Source organism: Candidatus Blochmannia sayi (nom. nud.) (assembly GCF_059935855.1).
This window is the reverse complement of sequence record NZ_CP011796.1, coordinates 65,614-84,989: the sequence shown is the minus strand read 5'-3', so window position 1 is coordinate 84,989 and position 19,376 is coordinate 65,614. Positions and strand designations below refer to the sequence as shown.

14 protein-coding genes and 2 tRNA genes are annotated in these 19,376 nt (G+C 28.3%); 9 read left to right on the top strand and 7 right to left on the bottom strand.

Annotated features, from left to right (window positions below; all coding sequences use genetic code 11):
• The first annotated feature begins 398 nt into the window (after nucleotides 1-398).
• The 3 genes from cutA to metC all read left to right on the top strand — a co-directional run bounded on the left by cutA (nucleotide 399) and on the right by metC (nucleotide 3,965).
• A complete protein-coding gene (cutA, locus tag Bsayi582_RS00345) occupies nucleotides 399-719 on the top strand; it encodes a divalent-cation tolerance protein CutA (protein WP_500815837.1) in 321 nt (106 codons plus the stop codon).
• A gap of 435 nt (nucleotides 720-1,154) precedes the next feature.
• A tRNA-Phe gene (locus Bsayi582_RS00340) sits at nucleotides 1,155-1,227 on the top strand.
• A 1,550-nt stretch (nucleotides 1,228-2,777) separates the two neighbouring features.
• On the top strand, nucleotides 2,778-3,965 hold the full coding sequence (metC, locus tag Bsayi582_RS00335; RefSeq protein ID WP_500815836.1) for a cystathionine beta-lyase: 1,188 nt from the start codon (nucleotides 2,778-2,780) through the stop codon (nucleotides 3,963-3,965).
• Between the two features lie 184 nt (nucleotides 3,966-4,149).
• On the opposite strand, the gene Bsayi582_RS00330 is transcribed toward metC, so the two are convergent.
• The 3 genes from Bsayi582_RS00330 to hldE form a co-directional block, all read right to left on the bottom strand.
• On the bottom strand, nucleotides 4,150-4,890 hold the full coding sequence (locus Bsayi582_RS00330) for a 1-acylglycerol-3-phosphate O-acyltransferase (protein WP_500815835.1): 741 nt from the start codon (nucleotides 4,888-4,890) through the stop codon (nucleotides 4,150-4,152).
• A 373-nt stretch (nucleotides 4,891-5,263) separates the two neighbouring features.
• A complete protein-coding gene (ribB, locus tag Bsayi582_RS00325) occupies nucleotides 5,264-5,908 on the bottom strand; it encodes a 3,4-dihydroxy-2-butanone-4-phosphate synthase (protein ID WP_500815834.1) in 645 nt (214 codons plus the stop codon).
• Between the two features lie 909 nt (nucleotides 5,909-6,817).
• On the bottom strand, nucleotides 6,818-8,272 hold the full coding sequence (gene hldE, locus Bsayi582_RS00320) for a bifunctional D-glycero-beta-D-manno-heptose-7-phosphate kinase/D-glycero-beta-D-manno-heptose 1-phosphate adenylyltransferase HldE (RefSeq protein ID WP_500815833.1): 1,455 nt from the start codon (nucleotides 8,270-8,272) through the stop codon (nucleotides 6,818-6,820).
• A 426-nt stretch (nucleotides 8,273-8,698) separates the two neighbouring features.
• Between hldE and Bsayi582_RS00315 the strand changes: the two genes are divergently transcribed.
• A complete protein-coding gene (locus tag Bsayi582_RS00315; RefSeq protein WP_500815832.1) occupies nucleotides 8,699-9,931 on the top strand; it encodes a tRNA CCA-pyrophosphorylase in 1,233 nt (410 codons plus the stop codon).
• 311 nt (nucleotides 9,932-10,242) lie between these two features.
• On the opposite strand, the gene Bsayi582_RS00310 is transcribed toward Bsayi582_RS00315, so the two are convergent.
• Both Bsayi582_RS00310 and Bsayi582_RS00305 read right to left on the bottom strand, forming a co-directional pair.
• The gene (locus tag Bsayi582_RS00310) at nucleotides 10,243-11,070 is read right to left on the bottom strand and encodes an undecaprenyl-diphosphate phosphatase (RefSeq protein ID WP_500815831.1); all 828 of its coding nucleotides are present in this window, start codon (nucleotides 11,068-11,070) and stop codon (nucleotides 10,243-10,245) included.
• Between the two features lie 183 nt (nucleotides 11,071-11,253).
• Nucleotides 11,254-11,610 carry a dihydroneopterin aldolase gene (locus tag Bsayi582_RS00305; protein ID WP_500815830.1) on the bottom strand — a complete coding sequence of 119 codons (357 nt, stop codon included), beginning with the start codon at nucleotides 11,608-11,610 and terminating at the stop codon, nucleotides 11,254-11,256.
• A gap of 122 nt (nucleotides 11,611-11,732) precedes the next feature.
• Here Bsayi582_RS00305 and plsY point away from each other — a divergent pair, with 122 nt between their 5' ends.
• Entirely contained in the window at nucleotides 11,733-12,320 is a 588-nt protein-coding gene (gene plsY / locus Bsayi582_RS00300; RefSeq protein WP_500815829.1) for a glycerol-3-phosphate 1-O-acyltransferase PlsY, read from the top strand.
• 37 nt (nucleotides 12,321-12,357) lie between these two features.
• On the opposite strand, the gene tsaD is transcribed toward plsY, so the two are convergent.
• Nucleotides 12,358-13,374, bottom strand: coding sequence for a tRNA (adenosine(37)-N6)-threonylcarbamoyltransferase complex transferase subunit TsaD (gene tsaD / locus Bsayi582_RS00295; RefSeq protein WP_500815828.1), 1,017 nt, complete (start codon nucleotides 13,372-13,374; stop codon nucleotides 12,358-12,360).
• Between the two features lie 163 nt (nucleotides 13,375-13,537).
• Here tsaD and rpsU point away from each other — a divergent pair, with 163 nt between their 5' ends.
• The 4 genes from rpsU to Bsayi582_RS00275 all read left to right on the top strand — a co-directional run bounded on the left by rpsU (nucleotide 13,538) and on the right by Bsayi582_RS00275 (nucleotide 18,061).
• Nucleotides 13,538-13,753: a 30S ribosomal protein S21 gene (rpsU, locus tag Bsayi582_RS00290; RefSeq protein WP_500815827.1), complete on the top strand. Its 216-nt coding sequence runs from the start codon at nucleotides 13,538-13,540 to the stop codon at nucleotides 13,751-13,753.
• 164 nt (nucleotides 13,754-13,917) lie between these two features.
• Complete coding sequence (gene dnaG / locus Bsayi582_RS00285; RefSeq protein ID WP_500816072.1) at nucleotides 13,918-15,660, top strand: DNA primase; 1,743 nt, start codon at nucleotides 13,918-13,920, stop codon at nucleotides 15,658-15,660.
• A 174-nt stretch (nucleotides 15,661-15,834) separates the two neighbouring features.
• On the top strand, nucleotides 15,835-17,676 hold the full coding sequence (gene rpoD / locus Bsayi582_RS00280) for an RNA polymerase sigma factor RpoD (RefSeq protein WP_500815826.1): 1,842 nt from the start codon (nucleotides 15,835-15,837) through the stop codon (nucleotides 17,674-17,676).
• A 310-nt stretch (nucleotides 17,677-17,986) separates the two neighbouring features.
• A tRNA-Ile gene (locus Bsayi582_RS00275) sits at nucleotides 17,987-18,061 on the top strand.
• Between the two features lie 221 nt (nucleotides 18,062-18,282).
• Here Bsayi582_RS00275 and Bsayi582_RS00270 read toward each other — a convergent pair.
• Entirely contained in the window at nucleotides 18,283-18,846 is a 564-nt protein-coding gene (locus Bsayi582_RS00270; RefSeq protein WP_500815825.1) for a DedA family protein, read from the bottom strand.
• Nucleotides 18,847-19,376 lie beyond the last annotated feature (530 nt).

Below are 19,376 nucleotides of genomic sequence, written 5' to 3'. Positions count from 1 at the left end.
TCCCTAATTATATTATCTAACTACTTGTATTCTACACTAATAATTTTTCACACTGGATATTAGATGCAAACTTCATTAAAATTATCGCCTTAGGACAATACTTAAAATGGGGGCATTCAAGATTGCTTCAAGGGGAAGTGAGAACTTTTTTTACGTACAGGGTATTTTAATTCCTATAAGTACACTTATTTACCACAAACAACAACTGATATTTATATAACTTAGTATTTATTATATCAACGCACGTTGATATAATAAATACATAAAATGATGTAGACATAATATGTTACATAACTCAAATACATATTTAGAAACATGATCAACCAAATACTCAAAAATTAAAAACAGTATTTTTTATTTTTGTAAAATACGAATCACTCTTGGATTAATTATAAAAAATGATAATCATTCTATGCACCACTCCAAACGATATGTCTTTCGTTTTAAATTTAACAAAAAAATTACTACATACTAAATTAGCGGCATGTATAACTTTATTACACGAAGTGCGCTCATTCTACTACTGGGAAAATACTCTTAAAGACCATACTGAACTACAGTTATTGATAAAAACACAAAGATTTTTAAAAGATCCAGTATTAAATACAATTAAAAAATTACATCCTTATAAAGTCCCAGAATTATTAGTAATACCTATTGTAGATGGAGACTCAAACTATCTATCATGGATTCAATCTACTGTACTGAAACAGTGCTAACATTTTTAAACACAAATTAATATTTTACACCAACGATTAATAATTTATAATATAAGGAAATTACTCGAAAATTATCATAATGATAATTAAATCAAATTTGCATACTGTCTAATTTTACCAAAATGAGATACCCAACGTCATAGACAACACAAATCATAATTTAAATTACCATGAACAATAATTATAATGACAATAAAAAAACTAAATTCTATATTATTTATCTGTGCAGATAAATAATATAACTCTAAAACTACCTACTCAACTAAACACTATACCCGAAGTGTAGATATTACTTGAAAAATTTAAACAAATAATTTTATAATTAACAAATGAATATATTGACGAATTTAAAAGAATACAGATAATACAACAAAGCTTTTGTTGTTATATATAACATATACCCTTATATTATCTTTATATACAAAAACTAACAAAGCCCGGATAGCTCAGTTGGTAGAGCAGAGGACTGAAGATCCTCGTGTCCTTGGTTCAATTCCAAGTCCGGGCATATACATAAGTATTAAAATTAAAAAATTATTAACAAATTTTCAACACTTAATTCTAAACAAACAAATAAAACTAGTATTTTTATACTCATACATGCTCACATACCATAACACACACCCCACTTACAAAAACATAAAAACCAAACAAATATTATGAAAGAATTCGAAATCACTAAAATTAATCATTTCCTACAAAAAAAATAACATAACAAACATCTACTCATAATATTATTTATTACAACATCACTCACTCACAATAAAATCAATTGTACACATAACAAAACACCATCATTTATTGATTTTATCAATAAATGATATAATGTTACTTCTTAACACACAAAAACACTATCTAATTAATTATTAACACTAAAACACATATTAACAAAAAACTTTACAAACGATTTATGTAAATACATTATAGTAAATATACTTGAATAATTATAAACACCAGTTTTATATGCAAATTTATTATATTATTTATATAATATAATATGATTTTTTAAATAAATGAGTCAAAATCATAAAAATTATCATCATTCACACATAAAATCATATTAAAAAATAAAAAATATTACATTTAATTTTATGAATACACAAACATACTAATTTATCAATATACCAAATTCTTATTAAAAATTGTATAAAGATAAATACTATTTAAAACAATCAATTCAATAGTTACTTAATTATAAGTATATGCGTATATAGTTTTTATTTTTATTAAATTCTTATATTTACTTAATACAACATATTATTCATACTACTAAATAATTGTGTTTTAAACACCCTCACAAAATCAAAACCAATCAGCCATAATATACTAACTTTAATAAAAATAAATTAATCAATTCTTTACCCAATAACATTCATCTATATATCTTACTAAATCTTCCACATACTTATATAAATAAACACAACATTTTACCTCACATACATACTTATAAAACTTATAATAATCGCCATTTTCCATAAAAAGATTAAAATAACAATTATATTTCATCATAAATACACGAAACATTCAAAATAAATTCCATATGAAAATCATCTAGAAACTATAAAAATGAAATATGTTTCACATTAATTTAACAATCACTTAACCATTTAAAAAAAATTATTTAGTTAAAAACATTCTTTTTAAAAAAAAATAAATTAAACCATATCCTAACTTACAAAATCTTAAATCTCTTAATATTTACAACATTATTATTCCTCTTTCTTAAATAAATAGTGTTAGATTATTTTTAAAAACAAAAAAATAATTTTTTACTAAATACAAAAATATACATCTTATATAAGAGATATTCTTATTGTAAATTATCCCAATAAACAACATAATTATACTTATATACGTTTGTTCATAACACTATGCCAATAATTAACTACTATTAATTTTAAAATTTCATTAAAATGCATTTAAATATCTAAAATAATATAAAAATTATAAAACTATAATTTATTATAAAAATTTGTTATATAATTAGTTGTTATTAAATAGTACAATAGCTACTAATTACAATTCAATTCTATAATTTATTTGTTTAACACAATAATCATGAAAAAAATTGAGACTGAATTAATTACTTCCGGAAGAAATAAAAAATACACACATGGAGCCATTAATCCTATCATTCAACGAACATCTTCAGTGGTATTTAACTCTTTTAAACAACAAAAACAAACAGCTCAAAACCATAACTCAACTAATCACCTATTTTATGGCAGATACGGAACTATCACCCATTTTTCTTTACGCCAATCTATGACTGAACTAGAGCATGGAGCAGGTTGTATGTTATACCCATGTGGTACAGCAGCTATCACACATACGATACTTTCTTTTGTACGTCCAGGAGACCACGTATTGATGACAGGATCTGCCTATGAACCTACTCAAAAATTTTGTCGATGTATATTAAAAAATATGAGCATTAGCACCACCTGGTTTGATCCATTAATTGGAAATGATATTTATGATTTAATTCAACATAACACCCGATTAATTATATTAGAATCACCTGGATCAATCACCATGGAAGTACAAAATATCCCTGATATTGTCAAAACAGTTCGTAAAAAAAAATCAGATATCATTATCTTGTTGGATAACACTTGGTCAGCAGGAGTTTTTTTTAAAGCATTAGACATGGGAGTAGATATTTCTCTGCAATCAGGCACTAAATATATTATAGGACATTCCGATGCTATGATAGGAACAGCAGTGTCTAACTCACGTTGCTGGGATCAGTTACGTGAACAATCTTGCTTAATGGGTCAAATGGTAGATGCTGATACCGCTTACATGGCATCACGTGGATTACGTACTCTGTATGTTAGATTAAAACAACATGAAGAAAACGGATTACATGTTGCTCATTGGTTATCTCAACATCCGGAAATAGAACGAGTAAATCACCCAGCTTTAACTACATGTAAGGGCCATCAATACTTTATGAGAGACTTTAGTGGATCTAGTGGGTTATTTTCATTTATTTTAAAAAAACGTTTAAATAATTTGCAATTATCTAATTTTCTTAATCACTTTAAATATTTTAAAATTGCATATTCTTGGGGCGGATTTGAATCTTTAATTTTAACAAATCAAGTAGAAGAGCTTCGTTCTATTCGCCCTATAGGAACTCTAGATTTCACAGGCACTCTAGTACGAGTACACATAGGATTAGAACATCCTACTGATCTAATTCAGGATTTATCAGACGGTCTTGATCGTATAAATCTATGATGATTTAATAACACAAACAAACATATTTTTACTTTCTATAAATAATTCTATTTTATTCAATATAACTATCATAACTATTCTCCATAACCACCCTATAAAATCAATCTTATGTTTATGCATAAATATCAATATTAATTATTATATATTGAAAATTATTTTACAAAATATAATTTTAATAGTAAAATCATCTAATTATCTGCATTTCACGTTCAATTACTTCTCTATTTAACGCATCTATCTTTACTGTCATAATTTCATAACAATACCTAGTCATATTACGCACTCGATTTGGTGCATATTGCCCAGTTGCTATAGGAGACATGATCTCAATGATCACCAAACCATTAGACCAACGATTTAATTTTATTTTATTATTAGAAATATTGGAAACACAAATAGGGACAACAGGTACTCCAGCTGAAATTGCGGCATGAAAAGCACCAGTTTTAAATGGCAACAATCCCTTTCCAGAGCTGCGTGTACCCTCCGGAAATACCCAAATAGAAATATTATTCGATTTGATAGTCTTAGCCATTTTAATTAAGGTATTATAAGACCTAACACCATGACCGCGATTAATTAATATATTTCCACATAACCAATACAATTGTCCAAATAACGGAATCCATAATAAACTTTTTTTACCCACCATTATAGTACGCGGCTGTACAACACACGCCACTGTTATCATATCATAATTATTTTGATGATTAGCGACATATATACAATGCTTTGGCAATTTATTGGCTAATGAATTCCGTATTTCAATACGAACACCAAAAATAGGCGCCATACTGCCAAATAAATGACTAAAAAAAGCAGTATAATACGGTTGACGAGGTCTAAATAAACAATAAACGATTCCAAATATACAAATAATCACTGACAACGTCAAAACTAAAATAATACGTATAATGGCGAGCACATCTTTCCCTTAAATCCTTAATTAAAACTCTCTATTTTAATAATTTGTACAATTAATTTCACAATTTACTCGTTTAAATACATCTACATAATTTTCTCATCATTCATAATAATACGAATAACAATATACCTGCAAAAACAATTTAACTACTAAAATTATTCCTACCTATAGGACACATATATATTATATACATAAAATATTGTTATAAAAATCATACCATTACGCATCTGAAATACTTAAATTAAAACATATCATTCATTCATTATTTGTTAATGTTCAATAACATATATTTATATAACTATACTATGATATATTTAAAACTATTTTTTTCATACAACTAACTATTTTAATAAAATAGATAAAAATATTATTATCAAGAAGATACAGCAATTCGATAGGTTATCAAATCCGAAATGGTCAATACTGGCATTGTGTATTTATGTGAAAATGAAATTATTTCTAATATACGAGCCATACTACCATCCTCATTTATTACTTCACATAATACCCCAAACGGACCTAATCCAGCCAATAAAGTCAAATCAATAGCTGCCTCTGTATGACCGAAACGAACCAACACCCCTCCATTTCGAGCACGCAAAGGAAACACATGACCAGGTCTATTCAAATCAGAAGGTTTCGCATGCTCTTTTATAGATGCTTTAATAGTAGTCAGTCTATCTGCTGCAGAAACGCCAGTAGTTACACCTACCGCTGCTTCTATAGTAACGGTAAAAGCAGTTCTATAACGATTACTATTATTCTTTACCATCATTGGTAAATTTAACTGATTGCACCTGTCTTCCGTCAAACATAAACAAACTATTCCGCTCCCATAACGAATGGCTAAAGCCATTTGTTCAACCGTCATATTTTCTGCGGCAAATATCATATCACCTTCATTCTCACGATTTTCGTTATCCATAACTAAAACGCCACGACCATTACGTAACGCATCTAACGCATTGCGCACACGTTCCATAGGAGTCCCAAATTCAGATAAAAAATCTTGATGCATGATAATTTATACTCTATCAAATACTATAACTTACCGAAATGATGACAAAATTTATCATAAATAAAAATATAATTAAAAAATAAAATATACATATAATAAATACAGTTGTTCATTGTCATATTCTTATTTTGCACGACTACCATTAATCCCAAAATCAGCTCAATCTATTTATTATTTAAAAAAAAATCTGAGCTAATAATCATACATATTTTTGGGACTTTCATTATAAAAATATAATCTATATATAATAAATTATCTTGAAATACAAATACTATATTTTTTTACCTTTTAAAAATAAGTCAAAAACATCACACTTTAACATTATATGTACTTCATGCTACGCATAAAAATTATCAAAAAACCTTTATATCATAATAAACATTGATCACTATATTTAGTACACATAATAACTAAAAAAATAATAAAAATATTAACTATATAAATATTAAAACATTACTCATAACCTACATGATTAATCAATTTCTAAAACATTCGAAATTTCACATACAATTCAGATAATAAAACCCGAAAATGATTACAACATCAACCAATAAAACAGAAACTATATTAATCAGTTAAAACTAAACATATCATTACAAACTTCCATTAATATCATGAAAAATACGTCAATTATAAAAATATAAAAAATCAATTTAAATCTCTTAATCCAATAAGAAATCAAAATAACATTAACTTGAATCACAAACAAGACAACCTTTAATATACATACTTTATATTTATAATATCAAAACAAATAATATATAAATAAAATTATTACATATACAACATATGATTAACATCTTTTATCTACACACATACTACCATAACACATAACATATCATTTTTTTTAAACACTCATAATTTTATATATATATATATATATATATATTAAAACACATATTATTTTAATTAATTTATACCACCTTTTTTATTCTTAAATTTAATAGCATCAATAATATTACTACTAGAACAACCAGCTTGAAAATTTAATGCACGTACTTCTCCTCCGTTGTTCCATACTTCTTGACTTCCATCAATATCACAAACATGATAATCACCACCCTTCACCAAAAAATCTGGCGACAAATCCGTAATTAGTTTTTTAGGCGTATCCTCGTAAAAAGGCACCACCCAATCTACCATTGATAAAGCAGCTAATACAGACATACGTTTTTCTAAAACATTTACAGGTCTTGTTATTCCTTTCAAGCGCTTCGTTGACCCATCACTATTTACCGCAACAACTAATCTATCTCCAAGTTTTTTAGCATTCTCCAAATAACTTACATGACCAGAGTGCAAAATATCAAATACCCCATTAGTCATGACTATTTTTTCTCCTCTATTACGAACTAAAGATATTGCTCGCTTCAGTGTTTTTATATCTAAAATCCCAAATGGTATATGATGAGTATATACACTGTTACTTATCATATTTTTTACTTCCATTGCACTAGCAGTAGAAGTACCCAATTTCCCTATTACCGCCCCAGCTGCTACACTCGCCAAAAAACACGATTTTTCTAAACTTTTTCCAGAAGACAATGCCGCAGATAACACGCCCACTACTGTATCCCCCGCTCCAGTTACATCACATACTTTTTTTGTCTGAGCCGGAAAATATAATGGATCTGTATCTCGCGTAAATAAAGTCATACCCTGCTCAGAACGCGTAATTAACAAAGCTGATAAGTTATAATCAATAATCATTTCTTGTGCGCGACTAATTAAAACAGTTTCACTACAACATAATCCCGCTACCGCTTCAAATTCCGATATATTAGGAGTTAATAAAGTAGCGCCTTTATAACGAGAAAATTGAATTCCTTTGGGATCTATTATAATAGGTATGTTGTCACAACGCGCTAATTTAATAATTTCTTCTATACGATTTAAAGCTCCTTTAGCATAATCAGATAATACTAATACTTTATATTTAGGTAGGTATAATTCAATGTTTCTAATTAATTGGGTAGTATCAATATCTTTAAAATTTTGCTCAAAATCTAGTCGAATAAGTTGTTGATTACGAGACATTACTCGTAATTTAACTATAGTAGGACATACACTACTTGAAATGAAATTCCATTCTATATTCGATGCATTAAGTTGTCTTTCTAATATTTGAGCTGTTTCATCCATTCCAATTAATCCTAATAATCTTGATCGAGCTCCTAATGCAGCAATATTCATTGCAACATTCGCAGCTCCACCTGGTCTATCTATAACTTGATTCACATTAACTATAGGAACAGGCGCTTCCGAAGAAATTTTATCGGTAGATCCATACCAATATCGATCTAACATAATATCTCCTACAATCAATACACTAGATTTAGAAAAATCTGGAAAAACCACAGTCATAATTTATCCAAAAAAAATATCTTTAAAATAAATAAAAATAGCCAATTGTACATTAAATTCACAACAAAAATAATATACCAAATTTATTTAATTAAATAATTAAAATATACAATGTAAACATACATTGATATAATCATATCTTATGATAAAAAATGCGATAATTTATGTATCTTTAACAAAAAAAATTATAACAACATATTTCATACGTATATTATATACTTTTCTATTATTTCTATCGAAATAACTACTTTGATTTTTTTATTCTAACGTAATTAACAAAAACATAAAACCATATATTTCTCAAAAATTATTATATATCATATAGGACAGTATTATTTTTTTTAAATTGAATGCATTACATAATATTGTATTTATGTCTAAATAATTTATTTTTAACAAAAAATTATTTTTATTTAAGAATATATAATGAAAAAATATTTAGTAGGTGGTGCTGTACGAGATACGTTGTTAAAACTACCAGTTAAAGAAAAAGACTGGGTGATAGTTGGATCTAGTCCTCAAGAAATGTTGAATATAGGTTATGCTCAAGTCGGAAAAGATTTTCCAGTATTCTTACATCCAGAAAATCATGAAGAATACGCATTAGCACGTACTGAACGAAAATCTGGACAAGGATACACTGGATTTACTTGTTATACCGCGCCTTCAATTACTATTGAAGAAGATCTATATCGTAGAGATTTAACTATCAATGCTATGGCATACGACTCACATGGAAATCTTGTAGATCCATACCATGGACAACAAGATATGAAATTACGAATATTACGACACGTTTCCCATACGTTTAATGAAGATCCTTTACGAGTATTAAGAGTAGCTCGATTTGCCGCGCGATTTGCACATATGCATTTTACTATAGCTCCAGAAACATTAATACTAATGAAACAAATGATTCATGAATTACTATTACTATCTCCAGAACGTATATGGATGGAAACAAAAAAAGCTCTAATCACAAAAAGTCCACAAGTATATTTTCAAGTATTACGTCGTTGCGGAGCCCTAAAAATTCTATTTCCTGAATTAGATAAATTATTTAAAATTCCTGCTTCAGTTCATCAACATAATTCAAAAATTAATACTGTTGGTTACCACACTATGACGACACTTGCTCAAACCGCTCGCTTAACAGATGATCTAAGCATACGTTTTTCTATTTTATGTCGTAACTTAAAAACAAAAACTATCCATAACAAAACAAATAAATATACCAAATATCACGATCATAAAACACTAGAAACCTCTTCTCTAATTGAAAATTTATGCAATAGACTAAAAATACCACATGAAATACGTAATTTTACGAAAATTGTTTCTAAATATCATCATTATTTATATAATACCAAAGTATTATCATCTGAAATGTTAATGACCTTATTCAAGGTTTTTGATTGCTGGAGACGACCAGAAAGAATAAATCAAATAATTTTAGTTAGTAAATCCAATATATCGAAATATACAAAATATAAAAACAGCTCATCTGATCAAGAAAATTTTATACGAACAGCCTTTATTATTACAAAAAAAATTTCTACTACAGACATTATCAAAGACGGATTTACTGGATCAAATATAAGCAAAGAATTATACGTCAGACGATTACATGCTTTAAATACATGGAAAATTAAAAAATAAAAAATTACATTCACATGTAACAAATTCTAAATAAATATTACAAATAATATATTAATCTATAATACATACTCCAATTTAGAAATAAAAAATTACACAACATCACGATAGCAATAAATTACCACGATTTAACAATGATTCATTAAATTTACTTATCAAAACACATAAACAACGATGAACCAATTCTTATTATCATATGATCCACACATACACATTAAAATAATAGTATTATTTCCTATCTAACACAAACACACTAATTATCACTCAATGTATTAAGTTAAAATCACATTAAATAATCGCAACATCAATTTTCATTACACAATCAACCCCCAATAAATACCTCCAGCCAATAAAAATCGATATATAGCAAAGGGAATCAAAGAAATATTTTGAACTATTTTTAAAAAATACCCTATAGTACACAAGGCTATAATAAATGCTACAACGCAACCATTGATTAACAGCAACCCATCATCTATGATACTAATACGAGATCCACAATGATACACAGTCAACACTACAGAACCAACTACAGTAGGAATAGCTAAAAAAAATGAAAATTCTGACGCTGTACGTCTATTCAATCCAACTAATAAACCACCCCCTATAGTAGCTCCAGAGCGAGAAAACCCTGGCCAAAAAGATAAACATTGAAAACATCCTATTAAAAACGCCTGTAAACAAGTTATATGATCTATATTTGACACATTAGATTTTTTAGTTAAACATAACTCTCCAATCAATAAAAATATACCTCCAATTACCAATCCATACATAATGCATGTCAACTCTAAAATAAATCTAATTTTTTCATAAAAAATAAAACCTAAAACTATCCCAGGAAATATTCCTAATAATATATGATGAATACATAAGTGACTATTTTCATAATGTTGTTTGATAAATATTTTTTTTATACAAACAACACACATTCTATATAATCTATTCCAAAACATCATGATTATAGATAAAACAGCCCCCAATTGAATGATTATAGCAAAAGTTTTAACTGAATCATCCGTATAACCTAAAATATTTTCCATTATTATCACATGTCCTGTTGAAGAAACAGGTAAAAATTCTGTCAAACCCTCTACTATCCCCAAAATCAATGAAACAACTAATTTATGAATATCTAACATTGACAACCTAACATGAACAATACAAATGCACTAAACCAAATACAATTTCGGTGCATACAAAACATTTATCATACCTCACAATTCATATAAAATAACTGTATTTATTTAAAAACTTCGTTATATATGTCTATTGACATAGATTCTAACAAACTGATTCACTCACAAAAAATTATAAAATTTCTTTTATCTTTCCCGTTCACGTTCAATGCATACGCCAACGTTAGAAGCACTATGAATTGCGCCAGGCTTGCTCACCTTGATACGAACCCAAGAAGTAGAAAAATTTTGCATTAGCACATTTGCCGTTATATTAGCAACATCTTCTATCAATAAAAAATGCTTCTCGCTCACTAAATCAAATATAACCTTGCTTACTTGAGTATAATCTATATAAGACGCCATGCTTTTACTGTCCAAAATAAATGTAGCATTATATGCCAATTTCAAATCAAAAATTAATTTTTGTAAACATCTTTTTTCCCAATTATGTATACCTATAAATGCCATTACGATTAACCGTTCGATAAATAAAATATCCATAACAGTATATGATAGTATTTTAAACTAATAAGCTTTAAATTAAACTAATATTAACTATTTTATACACACTAAATATAAAATATATGTAATAATAAACATTTTAATTTTCAATAAAACAAATTATGATTATTTTTTCTATTATAACAATAATATTTGCTTATTTTTTAGGATCAATATCTAGTGCTATTTTGATCTGTAAAACATTTAATTTGCCAGATCCAAGATATTTTGGTTCTAAAAATCCAGGTGCTACTAATATCTTACGAATCGCAGGTTATAAAATAGCAACTAGTGTAATATTATTTGATATACTCAAAGGTTCCATTCCAGTATGGTTGGGATATTACCTAAAAATTCCACCTATTTTTTTAGGAACAACGGCTATTTTAGCCTGCATAGGTCATATGTACCCTATATTTTTTCAATTTTATGGAGGAAAAGGAGTAGCCACCGCATTTGGAGCACTTACTACAATAAATTTTGATCTTTTTATCGTTATGATATGTACTTGGACATTTACCGTTCTATCATTTGGATACTCTTCATTAGGTGCTATCATTACTGCGGTAATTATACCTTGTTATGCTTGGTATTTTAAATCACAATACCTATTTACAACAATCATAATATCCTGTTTAATTCTAATAAAACACACCGAAAACATAAAACGATTATGGAATCGTAAAGAACACAATATTTGGCATAGTTAATATAAAAAAATATTTTTCATAACAGTTATAACACTTATTATTTTATCCGAGGCAGAATTTCTAAAGACCAACGTGGTCTCACTAAAATTGATAAATCGCTAAACAGTCCAGCTTGCAATCTAATCAACCCAGTATAAGCTACCATAGCCCCATTATCTGTACAAAACTCTGGTCTAGAGCAAAACAACGTTCCTTTTAAGATATGGATCATCTTAGAAAGATGCGCTCTCAACACATAATTAGCACTAACACCCCCTGATATTACTAAAGATTTTAACCCAGTTTGATTTAATGCACGACGACACTTAATTACCAATGTTTGGATAATTGCATCTTCAAATGCACGCGCGATATCAGCTCGAGTTTGCATATCGCTAGAATTTGACATAATAGTATTCACCGCAAAAGTTTTTAATCCAGAAAAACTAAAATTTAAACCTGGTCGATTAATCATAGGACGCGGAAATACATATTTATTTGAAACACCTTGTCGAGCCATTTTTGATAACAAAGCACCTCCAGGATATTTTAAACCCAATAATACAGCGATCTTATCAAACACCTCTCCAACAGCGTCATCAACAGATGTCCCCAATATTTGATATTCTCCTACATTAGTTGCCAATATAAGTTGAGTATGCCCGCCAGATACCAACAATGCTACAAACGGAAATTTAGGGGGGTTTTTTTCTAACATTGGTGCCAATAAATGAGCTTCCATATGATGAATATCAATGGCGGGTATTTTCCAAGCATAAGCAAGTGTTCTAGCAACGGTTGCTCCAACTAATAACGCACTAATTAAACCAGGTCCAGCAGTATACGCAATTCCATCAATATCTTCAGCATCTAAATTGGCTTCTTCTAACGCAGATAAAATTAAAGGAACTATTTTCCGTACATGATCTCGAGCAGCCAATTCAGGCACAACTCCTCCATAATTAGCATGTAATACATTCTGACTGTATAGCTGATTAGCTAATAATCCTTGATGTTGATCATAAATCGCTACACCGGTTTCATCACATGATGTCTCAATACCTAAAACACGCATATACACTTCCATATTTTACTTAAAAAACATAAAATGCTACATATTAATTCTATATTTTAATCATAATAACTGATATTATGTCATATAGTTTTTAAAGGTACACTATTTCATTACAAAAAATAACTATATTCGATTATAATATAATACTCGTAGAGAGAGGTATATGCCAATAATTAAAGTACGCGAAAATGAATCATTCGATATAGCGCTACGTCGGTTTAAAAGATCTTGTGAAAAATCAGGAATTTTATCCGAAGTACGTCGTAGAGAATTTTATGAAAAACCAACTACAGAACGCAAACGAGCCAAGGCATCAGCAATAAAACGTCATACTAAAAAATTAGCCCGAGAAAACTTGCGACGCATTCGCTTGTATTAAATAATATTTTTTACTTTTAATAATATGTAGAAAATTTTTTATTATTGATTTTTATAATTAATACAAATTTAAATGCATGTGTCATATATACACATATCATCACAAAAGAGAAGATTGGATTAATGCAACGTACAACTTCAATAATAAAACACTAAGGAGATACAATTACTCGTATTCCAAAAACAATAATCAATGAGTTGATATCGTGCACTGACATAGTTCATGTAATCAGTCAACGTATTTCTTTAAAAAAACAAGGGAAAAATTTTCTGGCCTGTTGCCCATTTCATGTTGAAAAGCACCCATCGTTTACTGTCAATATAGAAAAACAATTCTATTATTGTTTTAGTTGCGGAGCACATGGCAATGTAATAGATTTTTTGATGAATTACGACCGACTCACTTTTATCGAAACTATCAAAGAACTATCAAACATGCACGGAATTCCAATTCAATTACATTCTAACATTTACAAAAACAATAATTGTCAAAAAAATAAATTATATAAATTAATGAATGAGTTGTGCGAATACTATAAAAATATATTAACTCAAAAAAAATACTTGTATGCTTACAAATATTTGCAAAACCGTGGATTAAATGAAGAAACCATTGAGAAATTTAACATTGGATTTGCTCCGCCAGGATGGAATAACATAATACAAAAATTTAGTCTTACAAAACACGATCAAATATTACTTGATCAATCAGGAATGTTAATTAATAAAAACTCAAAATACAAATACGATCGATTCCGAGCTCGTCTCATGTTCCCTATACGGGATATGGCAGGAAACATTGTAGCATTTGGAGGACGCGTCGTTACGAATAACCAAATTCCCAAATATTTAAATTCTCCAGACACCGAAATTTTTAAAAAAAGTCATCATTTGTATGGTTTATACGAAATAAATATACAACGTAAAAATATTTCCTGTGTAATTTTAGTGGAAGGCTATATTGATGTTATCACATTGACACAATTTGGAATTAATTACGCAGTTGCTTCTTTGGGAACCTCTATTACTACTCATCATCTTCGATTATTATATAGTATTACCGATCAAATTACTTGTTGTTACGATGGTGACGATGCCGGCAAAAAAGCTGCCTGGCGTACATTAAACACTGCGCTACCGTACCTTACTGATGGTCGTCAAATAAACTTTACATTTTTGCCTAATGGAGAAGATCCTGATACATTAATACGTAAAATAGGAAAAAATAACTTCTTAAATAAATTAACACAAACACAAGATTTATCAAATTTTTTGTTTGAAACGTCATCACAAAAAATAAATTTACAAACATTAAACGGACGAATTAAATTAAGCAACTTAATATTACCCATGATCAACAAAATCCCAGGAAAAACACTAAGGTTATGCTTGCTTCAAAAATTAGGCAACAAAATAGGAATTTTAGATGATAACAAATTAAACCAATTACTCACAAAAAAAAATATTATACCAACCAATAAAACAAAAAAACATCATATCAATCATAGTATAGAAGAAACATTGATAGGATTATTAATACAAAATCCATGGCTTGTAAAATTAGTACCGAATGTACAAGGATTAGAACAATTAAATCAAGACAATATATCAATATTTATCGATCTCGTTCAAATATGTCAAATATATCCAGAATTAACCACTGTCCAACTATTAGAACACTATCGTGGGAATAAATTTTTTTCTAAAATTGAAACACTAGCATATTGGAACCACTTGATTACAAATGATATGATAGAAACCGCTTTTATTGATGCGCTAACTAAATTATATAATTTAACGCTTGAACGACATCAAGAAATACTTATTGCTCGGGATCGTGTATCTGGCCTGACAATGAAAGAACGTCAAGAATTATGGCTATTAAACCAAACACTATCGAAACATTAATATAAAAAAATTATAAACTTTTTTGGACTCAATTTTACTAATGAAAACAATCATGAAAATACCTCCTGAATGAATTACTTTTAAATAATTTTTATTTTTACATATCATTGATAGATGGTATTACATTATCTATTAAACCCTTAGATATTACTTCAAAAACGTGGAAGTATTTTTATGGAACATAACCCACAATTACAACTTAAATTACTTGTCACACGCGGGAAAGAACAGGGATATTTAACCTTTTCTGAGGTCAACGATCATTTACCAGAAGATATTATAGACCCTAGTCAAATCGAAAACATAATCCAAATGATGAATGATATGGGTATTCAAGTTATGGAAGAAGCTCCCAATGCCGATGAATTTCTATTAATTGAACATACTAACTCTAATAATGATGAAGACGATGCGACAGAAGCAGCAGTACAAGCATTAGCTAATGTTGAATCAGACTTAATTAGAACAACCGATCCAGTACGGATGTATATGCGGGAAATGGGCACAGTAGAATTATTAACCCGAGAAGGTGAAATAGATATTGCTAAAAGAATTGAAGATGGAATAAATCAAGTGCAATGTTCAGTTGCTGAATATCCAGAAGCAATCACTTATCTTTTAGAACAATACAAACGTGTAGAAACCGGTGAAACACGTCTTTCAGAATTAATTACAGGTTTTGTAGATACTGATATAAATGAAAATACACCAGTACATCATACTACACACACACATATCACTCATATCACTTCTGAATCTACTACCGATACAATATCTGAAGAAGAAAATAACGATGATAATAATATTGATCCTGAAATAGCTCGTAAAAAATTTATAGCACTACGTGAACAACACGAAATAACACGAAAAATAATTAAATATAATGGACGCAACAATGTTCAAGCATCAAAAGAAATCCTGAAACTTTCTACAGTGTTTAAACAATTCAGATTAGTACCAAAACAATTTGATTACTTAGTTAATAACATGCGATCTATAATGGAACAAGTGCGCACACAAGAACGATTAATTATGAAATTATGTGTTGAAATTAGTAAAATGCCAAAAAAAAACTTTATAGAATTATTTTCTTCAGGTAATGCAACCAATAAAGCTTGGTTTAATACAGCTTTATCCATGCGCACTCCATGGTCAGAAAAATTACATAAAGTTAATGAAAAAGTACAACATAGTTTATTAAAACTACATCAAATTGAAAAAGAAACAGGACTAACAATAGAACAAGTGAAAGATATTAATCGCCGTATGTCAATAGGAGAAGCTAAAGCTCGCAGAGCTAAAAAAGAAATGATCGAAGCTAATCTTCGTTTAGTTATATCTATCGCTAAAAAATATACAAATAGAGGATTACAATTTTTAGATTTAATCCAAGAAGGTAACATTGGGTTAATGAAAGCTGTAGATAAATTTGAATATCGTCGTGGTTACAAATTTTCTACTTATGCTACTTGGTGGATTCGCCAAGCAATTACTAGATCAATAGCAGATCAAGCACGCACCATACGTATTCCAGTACATATGATAGAAACTATTAATAAACTTAATCGAGTATCTCGACAAATGTTGCAAGAAATAGGGCATGAACCTACACCAGAAGAATTAGCAAAACGCATGTTTATGTCAGAAGATAAAATTAGAAAAGTACTAAAAATTGCTAAAGAACCTATTTCTATGGAAACACCTATAGGAGATGATGACGACTCTCATCTTGGAGATTTTATCGAAGATACTAATCTTGATTTACCTTTAGATTCAGCGACCTCAGACAATTTACGAGCTGCTACTCATGATGTACTTGCTGGATTAACTCCAAGAGAAGCCAAAGTATTACGTATGCGTTTTGGTATTGACATGAATACTGATCACACTCTAGAAGAGGTGGGAAAACAATTTGACGTAACCCGTGAACGCATTCGCCAAATAGAAGCAAAAGCTTTAAGAAAATTACGTCATCCTAGTCGTTCTGAAATCTTAAGAAGCTTCCTAGATGATTAAATAAATAAGAATGTTATGTTTTATAAATACAAAAATTATATAATCTGTTCTCGTTATAATTAAAGATCATATGCTAATTTACAATGTATTATGCAAATAATATATATCTAAACAATAATTTTCTATTAATTATATATAATTTATTGTACACTACGGAAATAAAAAATATTTAAAAATGTAACTAGATATAAACATCAATAAAACTAACAAAAATTATACAGAATAAATTCCTTGAATGGAAAAACAAAATTCATATGAATCAAGACATCAAAACGTATTACTGCACGTGATTCAGAAACAAAACAAACATGGCCCCTTAGCTCAGATTGGTTAGAGCAGGCGACTCATAATCGCTTGGTCGCTGGTTCGAATCCAGCAGGGGTCATCAATCACACATCGCACATAATAACAATAACGCACAATATATATAAATAAAACCTACGATGCACATTAAGTATTATTTTCGTAGTATCTCATGAAAATAATAATATTTAAATATTAATAATATATATAAATATACGACAATATACATACAAAACTTATATTTTAATTTTAATTTTCACTATCAAAACTACTACATAACTAATTATCACAAACTAAATTTATTCATTTATATGAAAATAAACATATAATTTCTGATCGCTCTAATAAGAAACCTATCACGATAAGTATTAAAACCCATAAAAATGAACTAATCCAATTAAATAATTGAAACCGACAAGAATTTAATCCAGATACTCCTGCAATAATAGGCAGTACCGTCCGTACAAGTGTTATGAAACGACCCACAAAAAGTGCAGATAATCCATGTTTATTGAACATATGATATGCCTTTTGATAAGATTTATTAGGCAAAAGAGATAACCAATGTTTTATACTTTTATTATTCTCTAAAAACTTACCTTGTAAATAACTTATCCAACTACCTAAACTTGCTGCTATAGTTAAAATTCCTAAAGTCATAATAAAATTTAAAACACCCTTGGCAATCAAAACTCCTAACATAATTAACAAGGTATCCCCGGGTAAAAAAACTGCCGGAAGAATAGCATTTTCTAAAAAAAGAATAAAAAAGACTAATAAATAAATAACTAAAACCAATCTTACATTAGGAAAAAATGTAGTATTATCTTGCCATATTATATTTACTAATTCTCTTAAAATACTCATAATTTACCTAATTCTACAGCATATACAATATGTATGATCAAAAAATTTAAAAATCATATTGATCTCTGTGGCAAATAAATTCAATTTAAATAAATCAACTTATCTATAAAAATAAAAATATTATTTATTTTATTAAAAAAAATGATACATAATATCAGTTACTGTTGTTAATAACAAAAATTAAAATATCATTAATCTAAATTTTTGAATAAATTCTACAGACAGATCAGATTTTTTTTATACTTTCCAATCGAATACATATTCTGAATGTTATATTTGTAATGATGAATATAACATAACATATCCAAATAATGTTTATATACAAACACTTTCAATAAAGTACCACAATAATATAGCACACAAATATAAATACTTATCTATTCTAAATAAATCACAACATCTCCTTCAAGTAAGGATCATCATTTATGTAAATTACTTTTATAATAAATGAAAACTATGTCCATTAAGATATCATAAAAATAATTTTCAATAATTAACTAATTAAATAACCTCATATAATACATGATACA